This window comes from Vibrio sp. CCUG 15886 (assembly GCF_028570825.1).
Classification (GTDB): domain Bacteria; phylum Pseudomonadota; class Gammaproteobacteria; order Enterobacterales; family Vibrionaceae; genus Vibrio; species Vibrio vulnificus_B.
Genome location: NZ_JAQQBT010000011.1, coordinates 57,611 through 70,552 on the forward strand (window position 1 = coordinate 57,611; position 12,942 = coordinate 70,552).

Consider the following 12,942-nt stretch of genomic DNA (forward strand, 5'->3'; position numbering starts at 1 on the left):
GTGACCATGAGTTCCCCAAATGAAGCCGTTAGGCTCGATAAATGGCTGTGGGCTGCAAGATTTTACAAAACCCGTTCAATCGCTCGCGATATGGTCGATGGCGGTAAAGTCCACTATAATGGCCAACGTGCAAAGCCCAGTAAGATTATCGAAGTGGGCGCGGTATTGAAACTTCGCCAAGGCAATGAAGAAAAAACGGTTGTGATAGAAAAGCTATCCACTCAGCGACGTGGCGCACCAGAAGCACAGACGCTCTATAGCGAAACGCAAGAGAGCCAAGCAAAGCGCGAAGCACAAGCAATGCAACGTAAACTCAACGCGCATAACCCAAGTCCAGATCGCCGCCCAGATAAAAAGCAGCGCCGCGACATTATCAAATTTAAACACCAGTAAAAGCCGGAAAATACCTACGAGGAATCGCTAAATGGCAAGCAATGTTTTGAATCGCTACTTATTTGAAGATCTTTCAGTACGTGGCGAGTTGGTACAACTGGATGAAGCGTATCAGCGAATTATTTCTAGCAAGGATTATCCGGCAGCCCTACAAAAACTGCTTGGTGAGCTATTGGTTTCTACCACTCTTCTGACTGCAACTTTAAAGTTTGAAGGCTCTATCACCATTCAGCTACAAGGCGATGGCCCTGTTTCACTGGCTGTGATCAATGGTGACAATGAGCAGAAAATCCGCGGTGTGGCTCGCTGGGAAGGCCATATTGCCGACGACGCGACCCTACACGATATGATGGGCAAAGGTTATATGGTCATCACCATCGAACCGAAAAAAGGCGAGCGTTACCAAGGGATCGTTGGCCTAGAAGGTGACAACCTTGAGCAAGTTCTGGAAGGCTATTTTGAACGCTCTGAGCAGTTGAAAACCCGCATCTGGATCCGCACGGGCGAGCACGAAGGCAAAGCACACGCAGCGGGTATGCTGATTCAAGTCATGCCTGACGGTACTGGTTCAGAAAATGATTTTGAGCATCTGGAGCAATTGACCAATACGGTGAAAAACGAAGAGTTGTTCACGCTACCAGCAAACGAGCTACTTTACCGTCTCTACAATCAAGAGCAAGTGCGTCTGTTTGAACCGCAAAATGTCGAGTTCCGTTGTGGTTGCTCACGTGAGCGCAGTGGCGCGGCGATCGTGACCGTCGACAAAAATGAAATTTATGACATTTTGGCGTCTGATGGATCCGTTTCTTTACATTGTGATTACTGCGGCACGACTTATTCGTTTGATGAATCTGACGTCAACAAGCTGTACGAAGAGGCAGCATCGGAGCCAAAAACGCTGCATTAATTTACCCGCTTTACCAAGCACGTAATTTACCCATCAAAAGGCCAGCTTATGCTGGCCTTTTTGTGATCAAAACCCGATAAAACATGGGTTTATACGTAATTAAATAACCCCTTAATTTTTGGCAATTAATAATTCTTTTGATCTAGCGCAAAGGTTTGCGTGCGCGATAAACTATCTCAGCCAATATGTGACGGGACACCTAAAACCATAGGAAAATTAAGGGTAATTTTTGAACTATATCCCTGTTTTCTCCCCCACCCGTTGTTAGCATGGTGAGCAGAAAAATTAATAAATTCTTACAAAATCCCTACAAAAATCCTATAAGGAGCACCTATGACCGTTATGGAACATACAAAGGCTGCATCAATTGATCTAACCAAGCATGGTCTTCGCAACGTAAAAGAGGTTGTGCGCAACCCAAGTTACGAAATGCTGTTTGCAGAAGAGACTCGAGCTGATCTCGAAGGCTACGAAAAAGGCGTAGTGACAGAGCTCGGCGCGGTGGCTGTAGACACAGGCATCTTCACTGGCCGCTCACCAAAAGACAAATACATTGTGAAAGATGCGACAACCGAAGAACATATGTGGTGGACAACACCAGCCGTCCCGAACGATAACAAGCCAATCACACAAGAAGTGTGGAATGACCTAAAACAACTGGTCACTAACCAGCTTTCTGGCAAGCGCGTTTTTGTGATTGATGGTTATTGTGGTGCCAACCCTGATACCCGTCTTAGCATTCGAGTCATCACCGAAGTGGCGTGGCAAGCGCATTTCGTTAAGAACATGTTCATCCGCCCAACCGAAGAAGAATTGGCCAGCTTTGAGCCTGATTTCGTGGTGATGAACGGTGCAAAATGCACCAACCAAAAGTGGAAAGAGCACGGTCTGAACTCTGAAAACTTCACGGTGTTTAACCTAACTGAGCGCATGCAGTTGATCGGCGGTACTTGGTACGGCGGTGAGATGAAGAAAGGCATGTTCGCGATGATGAACTACTTCCTGCCTCTTAAAGGCATTGCGTCGATGCACTGTTCTGCCAACATGGGCAAAGAAGGTGATGTGGCGATCTTCTTCGGTCTATCTGGTACGGGTAAAACAACGCTGTCGACCGATCCAAAACGCGCGCTGATTGGCGATGACGAGCACGGCTGGGATGACGACGGTGTGTTTAACTTCGAAGGTGGTTGTTACGCGAAAACCATCAAGCTGTCGAAAGAAGCTGAGCCTGATATTTACAATGCCATCCGCCGCGATGCACTGCTTGAAAACGTAACTGTTCGCAATGACGGCTCGATCAACTTTGATGATGGTTCGAAAACCGAGAACACTCGCGTTTCTTACCCAATCCATCACATTGAAAACATCGTTAAGCCAGTATCAAAAGGCGGTCATGCCAACAAAGTGATCTTCCTTTCTGCCGATGCGTTTGGCGTGTTGCCTCCAGTGTCTAAACTGACCCCAGAACAAACTAAGTATCACTTCCTATCTGGCTTTACTGCGAAGTTGGCTGGTACTGAGCGTGGTATTACTGAACCAACACCAACTTTCTCTGCGTGTTTTGGTGCCGCGTTCCTGACGCTTCACCCAACCAAGTACGCTGAAGTACTGGTAAAACGTATGGAAGAAGCAGGGGCAGAAGCCTACCTCGTCAATACCGGTTGGAACGGTAGCGGCAAGCGTATCTCAATCCAAGATACGCGCGGTATTATCGATGCGATCCTTGATGGTTCTATTGAAGAAGCACCAACCAAACACGTGCCTATCTTCAATCTAGAAGTACCAACATCACTTCCTGGTGTGGATCCAACCATCCTTGACCCACGTGACACTTACGTTGACCCGCTACAGTGGGAAAGCAAAGCGCAAGATCTTGCTCAACGCTTTATCAACAACTTCGCTAAGTACACCGACAACGCGGAAGGTCAATCACTTGTGGCTGCAGGCCCACAACTCGATTAGTGACCTAGCTACGAAAAGCAAACTTAAGCCCCTCACCTGAGGGGCTTTTTTATTGAATCGTTGCGAAAATTAAGCCAAGCTTATCTGCACTTATTTGCAAACGTTAGTGATCAGTAGGCAGGGATGAAAAAAGCACTAATCAGTGTCGCGCTTTTGTTGATTGTCATCGCTCTAATTCCAATCAGCATTCTAGTGAGCTTACAAACGCGCTATGCCAGCCAAGTGTTTAATCAGCTCAGTCAGTTCAGCGGGCTTGGCATGCAAGCTGAGTCGGTCCACTATCAGTATCCTGACCATTTTTCGTTTAAGAATGTCTCTTTTACGCATAATGAAGTGAGCTACGTTGAACAGTTGGAGATCTGGCTAAGCCCAGAGCTGTATACCAACGGACGCGTGCAAATTGCCAGTGTGTTACTGGATGGTTTGAGTCTACAAACGGGTCTTTCCCGCTCGCCAAAAACGTTTATTCCCAACACCGTACAGATTCACCAATTGGCCATTTCAAACCTCGATTACGCCGACAACCAGTTGAGTGCGCGCGGTATTAAGTTTCAGGTAAAGCAACCTCAATGGCAACGCAGCGATCAGTTCATTCCTTTCGGTGAGATTCAGTTCTCCGCACAGCAGCTTTACTGGCAGGGCGAAGCGTTTAACCAACCTTTGCTCGATATCGATTACAAACCTCAAGACAGCACCCTTTATGGTCTATCTTTGTCTTGGCGTGGCGCTAAAGTCTCAGGCCAAGCGGAGCAATACCCGCAAGGTTGGTCATTGGTCAATGTCACCGTTGAAGGTCTCGATTTGTCACAGCAGCAACTCACGTCCATTTTGGCGAAGCCATGGAAGAGGTTTGGCTCGCAGATTACCCACATCAACAGCTTGGACATCTTACGCAGTTCACTCGCGTTAGAAGATTACCGCTTGATCAACTTTGAACTGAGTAGTGAAAATTTGACCTTGCCTTTCTCACTTTGGCAGCAGCAACAGGGGCTCATTTCCTTCTCAGCAGAGAGCGTGCAAGATCAGCACAACGTGTGGGTTGAGCCGCGCATCAAATTCACTCTCGATCCCAACGCCATTAACGTAGAGGAAGCGTCTGCTCAGTGGCAGCAAGGGAACCTTCTCTTCTCTGGCACGATCAAACCCGATGTGATAGCGCTGGATCAGCTCATGGTCAACAACGTGAAGTGGGCGGCAGAGCAACCTGGCGAAGCCGCATGGCTTTGGCAATGGCTTGAAAATGCGTCACACGTGAGTGTAGAACGACTGAACATCGAGCGCAGTCAGTTTATCCAATTGATTCGCCAGCCTTACTGGCAACTGTCTGGTCTCAATATCGATGGGGAAAAAGTGCTGCTCAAACAAGAGCAACAACTCGGATTGTGGCAAGGCAAGCTGCGGGCCACGGCGGCCAACGCCAGTTATCAAGATATATTGAGCTCCCATCCTCTGGTGGAAATGCACAGCGACGATGGGCTTTGGCAACTTGACCGTCTCTTTGCACCGCTCAAACAGGGTTATATTGAGGCTTATGGCCAATTGCAGCTCAACAGTTTAAGTAAACCGTGGCAAGCAACACTCAATGCAGATGGTTTACCCATGGGCTTATTGCTGTCACAGCTGCCATTGCCCTTTGATCTCAATGCCATCAGCAGTATTGATGTCAGTGCAACGGGGTTGGGTGGCGACTGGGCAATGTTCTCCCATTCACTGAGCGGTGGCGTTCATGCTCGCCTACACGAAGCCTACACGCCATTTGATGAAGGGAACATTCTTCCTCTGCAAGTCTCTGAAATCAGCTTGAGTATGGAGAGAGGCAAACTCACCCTCGCTCCCATCAAACTGCAAGGCCCCGACATCGAGGGCATGATCGGTGGTGCGAGCGATCTTACTGCGCCGGAACAAGGTGGCATTCGCTATCAGGTAAAAATGGGCTGCCAACAATTGAGTGGCGATATGATGTCCGACGAACATCAACGCGTAAATCAATGCCCAGAGCAAAGCCAAGCGGCGCAAGAGACTCCACAGGCTCAAACAGAAGAGGCCGCAAACGCAGCCTCTTAATGCAGTCAAATTCCATTACGCCTGCTGCTGTTCCAATTGCTTTTTGTAGTTCGGCAGCAGCATGTAAGTACCGGTAAACTCCACCGCCGCGACATCACCACTGTAAATGGTCACCAAGATAACAATGCGCGCTTTACGGCCACTGGCAAGGCGATCTAAATCACCACTGATTCCATCGAGCGAGGTGCTCGCAATCGGCGTTTTATCCACTGGATGACGATAGCGAATGTTGCTGTCTGCCAGCACGATATCGCCTTTCAAACCACGCTCTTTGAGTAACAGCCACGCCATCCCCCACCCCGTTAGCGTCGCCAAGGTAAAGGCTGAACCCGCAAACAAGGTGTTGTGGGGATTGAGATTGGGATTAAGCTGCGCGCAGCACTCAAATTGGTAACCGGTGTATTGGTTAATTTTGATGCCCATTTTGTCGGCGATCGGGATTTGCTTTTCCCAGCGGTCTTGCAGCTCGGTGCACCATTCTGGTTTGCGCAGCACATTCGCCATCGGGTCTAATGGCTTCACCATTTGTTGGTGACGTACGGGCCCGCGCTCATCGGTCAGTTCACCACGGCGTTCAAAACCATTTTTCTCATAAAATGAAATGGCATCTTCGCGTGCGTTACACACTAAGCGTTTCGCCCCTTCTTGACGCGCTAGCGACTCTAACGCCACCAGCACTAACGAACCCATGCCTTTGCTGCGGCGATTGCCTTTAACCGCCATATAACGAATTTGCCCTTCATTATCCGGCGTGATGTAAAGGCGGCCAATCGCAATCGGACGACCTCGGCCATCAACAATCATGCGATGATGGCTCATCGGATCGTATTCATCGCGCTCAGAGCCTATCGGCATGCGCCAAGGTTCGCGCAGCATTTGCCAACGGAAGTGGAAATACTTGTTCAGTTGATTGTCCGTTTCTGGGGTGATCAGTTTAAACATAAAATTCCTTTTCCATGCATTATTCGCCCGTTTTTGGGGTCACTATACCTGTAACCAAAACGTCACTGGGCCATCGTTAATTAACGAGACTTTCATATCCGCAGCAAATCGTCCACGCTCCGTTGGTAGCACTTGCTGACACAAATCGGAGAAATAGTCGTATAAACGCTCAGCATCAGCAGGATGTGCACCACGAGAAAAACCAGCACGCGTGCCTTTTTTGGTATCTGCAGGCAAAGTAAATTGCGAAACCACCAACACCTTACCTTCCACTTGTTGCACATTGAGGTTCATTTTTCCTTCGCTGTCTTCAAACACGCGGTAGGTCGTGACTCTCTCCATCAAACGCTTGGCTTTGGCTTCATCGTCGTCTTTTTCTACGCCGAGCAACACCAAAAGTCCTTTGTCTATCTGACCAACCACTTCACCATCGACGCGTACAGCCGCTTCACTAACTCTCTGAATCAAAGCGATCACGTTGAGTATCCTTTTCTAATTCTGTGTCATTGTTTGGCAGCGATTGTATCACGTCCTCAGTTGGCCTCCAGTGCTCCCGCTCACCGAGTGCAGCGGTGACTTCAGCACCGATTAAAACAATCAACCAACAGAGATACACCCAAACAAAAAGAATCGGAATGGCGGCTAAAGCGCCGTAAATCAATTGATACGACGGAAACTGCGTGATGTACGCAGCAAAGCCTTTTTTACTAAGCTCAAACAACACCGCCGCAATCATGGCACCAACGACGGCATGAGAAAACTGCACCTTCTTATTCGGCACCAACAAATAAAGGCCAACGAAGGCCGAAGAAGAGAGGATAAATGGCAGCCAACGCAGCAACTGATCGTAAACGGTCGAGATCGCTTCACTATCAAGTAAACGCAGTGAGGTGATGTAAGAGGTGGCCGCAATACTGGCTCCGACCAAAATCGGCCCAAGCGTCAACACCATCCAATACATCGAAAACGAGAACACCGCACGACGCTTCTTCTTCACTCTCCAAATATAGTTGAGATTCTTGTCGATGTTGGAAATCAGCATCAACGCCGCCACAAACAGAAACGCCGCCCCCACTGCCGTCATTTTGCCCGTGTTCGCGATAAACTCTTGCAATGCCGCATGAACAGCGTCTCCCGATGCGGGTACAAAGTTATTGATAATGAAACTTTGCAATACGCTACCAACGTTCTCAAAAACGGAAAACTTCGACAAAATGGATAAGAGAACGGTGAGCATAGGAACAATCGAAAGTAGCGTGATATACGCCAAGTAACCGGCATTCACATTAATCCGGTCATGATTCATGCGCGCTATCAAATAACGAACAAATGCAATGCCCGCTTGCGCCCTTTGCGGCAATCTCAACTTGTCACTGCCAAACAACTGGTTCATAGTCCTAACCATACGTAACTTAAATAGATCATTGAGAAATAAGCATGCCTTATTTAATCACCATACTACTAACGATTTTTGCCCTGACTGGTTGTCAGTCCGCATACTACTCTGCAATGGAAAAAGTGGGTTACCACAAACGTGAGATCATGGTCGACCGAGTCGAAGACGCCAAAGAATCTCAGCAAGAGGCCCAACAAGAGTTTACCAGCGCCTTGCAGGCTTTATCCAGCCTAACCCAATTTAATGGCGGTGAATTGGAAGAGGTGTATAACCAAATCAACGATCAGTACCAAGAGAGTGAAAAAGCCGCGCAGGAAGTGCGCGATCGCATTGCAGCGATTGAAGATGTCTCGGATGCTTTATTCGATGAATGGCAACAAGAGCTCGCACTTTACACCAATGCCAAGCTGCGCCGCTCTAGCGAACAAAAGCTCAAGGAGACCAAAGCCTCTTATCAACAGATGCTCAAAGCGATGAAACGAGCGGAGCAAAAAATGACGCCAGTGCTCAACACGCTGCGCGACAATACCTTGTATTTGAAACACAACCTCAACGCCAGCGCCGTTGGCTCATTGCAAGGCGAGTTCATGAGCTTGGAAAAAGAGATCGCCAATGCCATCTCGCAAATGAACGCTGCAATAGCCGAATCCGACAAGTTCTTGCAAAAACTCAACCAGCAGTAAGCTTCTCAAACCTCCTGCTTTCGGGAGGTTTTTTTGTTGCGCCTCGCTAGAGGCTGTTCACCTTACACCTTACATGCTGCAGAATAAACGCCACTCGCTCAGCCACACTTCCCCACGGCACTTCCACCACTTGATAGCCCAGCTCACGGTAGCATTCCACCAACATTTGATGAATCTGCAACGCTTCGGCAAACGTGTGTGGCCGCACTTCGTCTTGGACATAAATGGACGATTCTGGTTTGCAGACGAACACTTTGGCGTAATAGCCTTGGCTGGCCTGATGCAACGTGGTGGGCACCTCACAGTGCCCCATTTTGAGATAGCCAATAATATCGGGAATGGCGCGGTCGAAAAACGCGACGGTGGCACCACTGGCTTGGCGCTTTTGCTCACTCATCAACGCCAAACACAACTCAGCGAACGCGGGAAGATTGGTCCAGGGCAGAATGCCGTCAGCGCGTACACTTTGCTCCTCGATCAATGTGCGAGAGCCTTCCGCAAAAGTCATGTAACCCTGTGCCGACAGCGCATTAATTAACGTGGTTTTACCCGCTCCGGGGCCACCACTGATGATCACCAAATCCATGTTTTGCTCCTAAATAAACAAAAACCCTGAGTCGTTGCCAACTCAGGGTTTCTCATTTAATTAACCGAAAGCGTAATTACTTCGCTTCGCGAGAAGCACGTTTACGATCGCTTTCCGTTAGGAACTTCTTACGAATACGGATGTTTTCCGGCGTTACTTCTACTAGCTCGTCGTCATCGATGAACTCTAGTGCTTGTTCTAGGGTCATCGTGATTGGTGGCGTTAGCACCTGTGCGTCATCCGTACCAGAAGCACGAACGTTGGTTAGCTGCTTACCTTTCAGGGCGTTTACGGTTAGGTCGTTATCACGGCTGTGAATACCAATAACCATACCTTCGTACACTTCCACACCGTGACCGATGAAGAGACGACCACGCTCCTGCAGGTTAAATAGCGCGTTGGTTAGCGCTTTACCCGCTGCGTTCGCAATCAATACACCGTTGATACGTTGACCGATGTTACCGCCTTTGTGTGGGCCGTAGTGATCAAACGTATGGTAAAGAAGACCTGAACCCGAAGTCAGTGTCATGAACTCAGTTTGGAAACCGATCAGACCACGAGATGGCATCATAAAGTCCAAACGAACACGGCCTTTACCATCTGGAGACATGTCTTTCAGTTCGCCTTTACGCATACCGATCTTCTCCATAATGCCACCTTGGTGTTCTTCTTGAACGTCGATGGTTACGGTTTCGAACGGTTCCATTAGCTGGCCGTTTTCTTCTTTCAGGATTACTTCTGGACGCGATACTGCAAGCTCAAAGCCTTCACGACGCATGTTCTCGATCAGGATAGATAGGTGAAGCTCACCACGGCCTGAAACACGGAATTTGTCTGGATCTTCTGTTTGCTCAACGCGCAGTGCTACGTTGTGAACCAGTTCCTTCTCAAGACGCTCAAGGATGTTACGTGAAGTCACGTATTTACCTTCAAGACCCGCAAACGGAGAGGTGTTTACTTGGAACGTCATGGTGACGGTTGGTTCATCAACAGACAATGCTGGCAACGCTTCTGGCTTGTTTACATCACAGATGGTGTCTGAGATTTTTAGCTCGCCAAGACCAGTGATTGCGATGATGTCGCCCGCAGTTGCTTGTTCAACTTCGTGACGCTCAAGGCCCATGTAACCCAGTACCGTGCCCACTTTACCGTTACGTGTTTTGCCATCAGCACCAACGATGGTTACTTGTTGGTTTGCTTTCACTTTACCACGAGTCACACGACCAACACCGATAACACCCACGTATGAGCTGTAATCGAGCTGAGAGATTTGCATCTGTAGTGGACCATCAAGGTCAACATTTGGCGCATCAACTACATCAACGATCGTTTGGAATAGTGGTTCCATGTCTTCGCCAGTTTCGCCTTCTTCTAGAGAAGCCCAACCGTTAAGTGCTGAAGCGTAAACCACTTTGAAATCGAGCTGTTCGTCAGTTGCGCCTAAGTTGTCGAATAGGTCGAACACTTGGTCCATAACCCAATCAGGACGCGCACCTGGACGGTCGATCTTGTTGATTACAACGATTGGCTTAAGGCCGTGTGCGAATGCTTTTTGCGTTACAAAACGCGTTTGTGGCATTGGGCCATCTACTGCGTCAACGATAAGCAGTACGCAGTCTACCATCGACATAATACGCTCAACTTCGCCACCGAAGTCCGCGTGTCCCGGGGTATCTACGATATTGATGCGGTAGTCATTCCAACGGATAGCGGTGTTTTTCGCCAAAATGGTAATGCCACGCTCTTTTTCGATGTCGTTCGAGTCCATGACTCGCTCTTCTACATCGCCGCGAGATTGTAAAGTGCCCGATTGCTGCAGCAATTTATCAACCAGTGTTGTTTTACCGTGGTCAACGTGCGCGATGATCGCGATATTTCTTAATTTATCAATCTGTGGAGTCGTCATGGATTCTGATTCACTTGTTTAGACAATATTACTCAAACCGCTCACTTTTTAAACAAAGCCCGGTTTGATTAAAAAAACGGCCATAATGTACCAGATTTTGATAAAAAACCCAGAAATATGTGATCTATTCGTGAGTATTTTTCTTTTATTGACGCTAATCGCCCCTCTTCAACCCCAACCATTTCTCGAGCCGCCTCACTCTATCAAGCTTTTATGCAAAGATGAGCACACGATCGTTGACAAAAGCAACAAACAGGGGCGAAATGGATCGCGCTTATGATTCACAATGGTGCAACGAGCATTAATTCGCACCATTAAGGTGCGCTCAAGGATCATTTTGGTGCACAAAGGAAGAACAGACGCACACAAAACAAAGCAAGTGCATGATTAATATGGACTTAAAAAATTGGCACGCTTTTAGCTTTGTAAGAATCAGCATCGATTAATAAGAATGAAATGAAATTAATCAATGCTGGATTCCAAACCGAATCTGACTATTACCGCTTTAATAACACTGGAGGTTATCCAAGATGTCAGTAGAAAACGTTTTATCGCTGATCCAAGAAAACGAAGTTAAGTTTGTTGACCTGCGTTTTACCGATACTAAAGGTAAAGAGCAGCACATCTCTATTCCTTCTCACCAAATCGATGCTGACTTCTTCGAAGACGGTAAAATGTTCGATGGTTCGTCTGTTGCTGGCTGGAAAGGTATTAACGAATCAGACATGGTGATGATGCCTGACGCATCTTCAGCTGTTCTAGACCCATTTACTGAAGAAGCAACGCTAAACATCCGTTGTGACATCCTAGAACCTGCAACGATGCAAGGTTACGACCGTGACCCACGCTCTATCGCGAAACGCGCTGAAGAGTACATGCGCTCTACTGGTCTTGCAGACACCGTCCTAGTTGGTCCAGAGCCAGAGTTCTTCCTGTTTGACGATGTAAAATTCGCCACTGACATGTCGGGTTCTTTCTTCAAGATCGACGACGTAGAAGCGGCATGGAACACAGGTTCTGACTACGAAAACGGTAACAAAGGTCACCGTCCAGGCGTGAAGGGTGGTTACTTCCCTGTAGCTCCAGTGGATTCTTCACAAGACCTACGCTCGGCAATGTGTCTAGTGATGGAAGAGATGGGCCTTGTTGTTGAAGCGCACCACCATGAAGTAGCGACAGCGGGTCAAAACGAGATCGCAACTCGCTTTAACACACTAACGACTAAAGCAGACGAGATCCAAATCTACAAGTACGTGGTACACAACGTTGCACACGCATTTGGTAAAACAGCAACCTTTATGCCTAAGCCACTCGTCGGCGACAACGGTTCTGGTATGCACGTTCACCAATCACTAGCCAAAGATGGCGTGAACCTATTTGCTGGTGACAAGTACGGCGGTCTATCTGAAATGGCGCTTTACTATATCGGCGGCATCATCAAGCACGCACGTGCACTAAACGCGTTGACTAACCCATCAACCAACTCGTACAAGCGTCTGGTTCCACACTACGAAGCACCAGTTATGCTAGCTTACTCTGCGCGTAACCGTTCTGCCTCTATCCGTATCCCAGTGGTACCAAGCCCGAAAGCGCGTCGTATCGAAGTTCGCTTCCCAGATCCAGCAGCAAACCCATACCTAGCGTTTGCAGCCATGCTGATGGCTGGTCTTGACGGTATCAAGAACAAGATCCACCCAGGCGAAGCAATGGACAAAGATCTGTACGATCTACCAGCAGAAGAAGCGGCAGAGATTCCAAAAGTAGCGGAATCGCTAAAACAAGCGCTAGAGTACCTAGACAACGACCGTGAGTTCCTAACTGCAGGTGGCGTATTCTCTGATGATTTCATCGATTCTTACATCGAGCTGAAAACAAAAGAAGTTGAGCGCGTAAACGTTGCGGTTCACCCACTAGAGTTCGAACTATACTACTCAGTATAATTTGCTCACTATGTAAACTTTGTAACCTTAGTTACATCAATTTTAAGGCTCGCCTCGCAGGCGAGCCTTTCTTTTATTTTCCAAATGTAAACCGAGTAATAACATAACCTTGCTATAACAAAAACTATATCGGAACCCTGCACTCCGCAGAGGCTTCGTTCTA

The 12,942-nt window shown here is 48.0% G+C and carries 11 protein-coding genes; 6 read left to right on the forward strand and 5 right to left on the reverse strand.

What is annotated here, in order from left to right; translation table 11 throughout:
* Positions 1 to 6 precede the first annotated feature (6 nt).
* The 4 genes from hslR to PQQ36_RS16950 all read left to right on the forward strand — a co-directional run bounded on the left by hslR (position 7) and on the right by PQQ36_RS16950 (position 5,326).
* Positions 7 to 393, forward strand: a complete 387-nt coding sequence (gene hslR / locus PQQ36_RS16935; protein WP_273661874.1) for a ribosome-associated heat shock protein Hsp15 — start codon at positions 7 to 9, stop codon at positions 391 to 393.
* Positions 394 to 424: 31 nt separating this feature from the next.
* Complete coding sequence (gene hslO / locus PQQ36_RS16940; protein WP_011078947.1) at positions 425 to 1,300, forward strand: Hsp33 family molecular chaperone HslO; 876 nt, start codon at positions 425 to 427, stop codon at positions 1,298 to 1,300.
* A gap of 333 nt (positions 1,301 to 1,633) precedes the next feature.
* Positions 1,634 to 3,262 (forward strand): phosphoenolpyruvate carboxykinase (ATP), encoded by a 1,629-nt coding sequence (gene pckA, locus PQQ36_RS16945; RefSeq protein ID WP_011078948.1) that lies wholly within the window; start codon positions 1,634 to 1,636, stop codon positions 3,260 to 3,262.
* Positions 3,263 to 3,385: 123 nt separating this feature from the next.
* On the forward strand, positions 3,386 to 5,326 hold the full coding sequence (locus tag PQQ36_RS16950) for an AsmA family protein (RefSeq protein WP_273661877.1): 1,941 nt from the start codon (positions 3,386 to 3,388) through the stop codon (positions 5,324 to 5,326).
* A 15-nt stretch (positions 5,327 to 5,341) separates the two neighbouring features.
* Here PQQ36_RS16950 and PQQ36_RS16955 read toward each other — a convergent pair whose 3' ends face one another.
* The 3 genes from PQQ36_RS16955 to PQQ36_RS16965 are packed head-to-tail and all read right to left on the reverse strand — an operon-like array spanning position 5,342 to position 7,661.
* Positions 5,342 to 6,268, reverse strand: coding sequence for a bifunctional GNAT family N-acetyltransferase/hotdog fold thioesterase (locus PQQ36_RS16955; RefSeq protein WP_045618577.1), 927 nt, complete (start codon positions 6,266 to 6,268; stop codon positions 5,342 to 5,344).
* A 42-nt stretch (positions 6,269 to 6,310) separates the two neighbouring features.
* Positions 6,311 to 6,745, reverse strand: coding sequence for a D-aminoacyl-tRNA deacylase (gene dtd, locus PQQ36_RS16960; protein WP_045618578.1), 435 nt, complete (start codon positions 6,743 to 6,745; stop codon positions 6,311 to 6,313).
* A complete protein-coding gene (locus PQQ36_RS16965; RefSeq protein ID WP_043877021.1) occupies positions 6,720 to 7,661 on the reverse strand; it encodes a virulence factor BrkB family protein in 942 nt (313 codons plus the stop codon). Before PQQ36_RS16965 ends, dtd begins: the two co-directional genes overlap by 26 nt.
* A gap of 44 nt (positions 7,662 to 7,705) precedes the next feature.
* On the opposite strand from PQQ36_RS16965, the gene PQQ36_RS16970 reads away from it, so the two are divergent.
* A complete protein-coding gene (locus PQQ36_RS16970; protein ID WP_011078953.1) occupies positions 7,706 to 8,347 on the forward strand; it encodes a DUF2959 domain-containing protein in 642 nt (213 codons plus the stop codon).
* Positions 8,348 to 8,393: 46 nt separating this feature from the next.
* Here the strand turns inward: PQQ36_RS16970 and PQQ36_RS16975 are convergent, their stop codons facing one another.
* On the reverse strand, positions 8,394 to 8,933 hold the full coding sequence (locus PQQ36_RS16975) for an AAA family ATPase (protein WP_273661878.1): 540 nt from the start codon (positions 8,931 to 8,933) through the stop codon (positions 8,394 to 8,396).
* 76 nt (positions 8,934 to 9,009) lie between these two features.
* The gene (typA, locus tag PQQ36_RS16980) at positions 9,010 to 10,839 is read right to left on the reverse strand and encodes a translational GTPase TypA (RefSeq protein WP_011078955.1); all 1,830 of its coding nucleotides are present in this window, start codon (positions 10,837 to 10,839) and stop codon (positions 9,010 to 9,012) included.
* A 530-nt stretch (positions 10,840 to 11,369) separates the two neighbouring features.
* Here typA and glnA point away from each other — a divergent pair.
* The gene (gene glnA, locus PQQ36_RS16985; protein ID WP_011078956.1) at positions 11,370 to 12,779 is read left to right on the forward strand and encodes a glutamate--ammonia ligase; all 1,410 of its coding nucleotides are present in this window, start codon (positions 11,370 to 11,372) and stop codon (positions 12,777 to 12,779) included.
* Positions 12,780 to 12,942 lie beyond the last annotated feature (163 nt).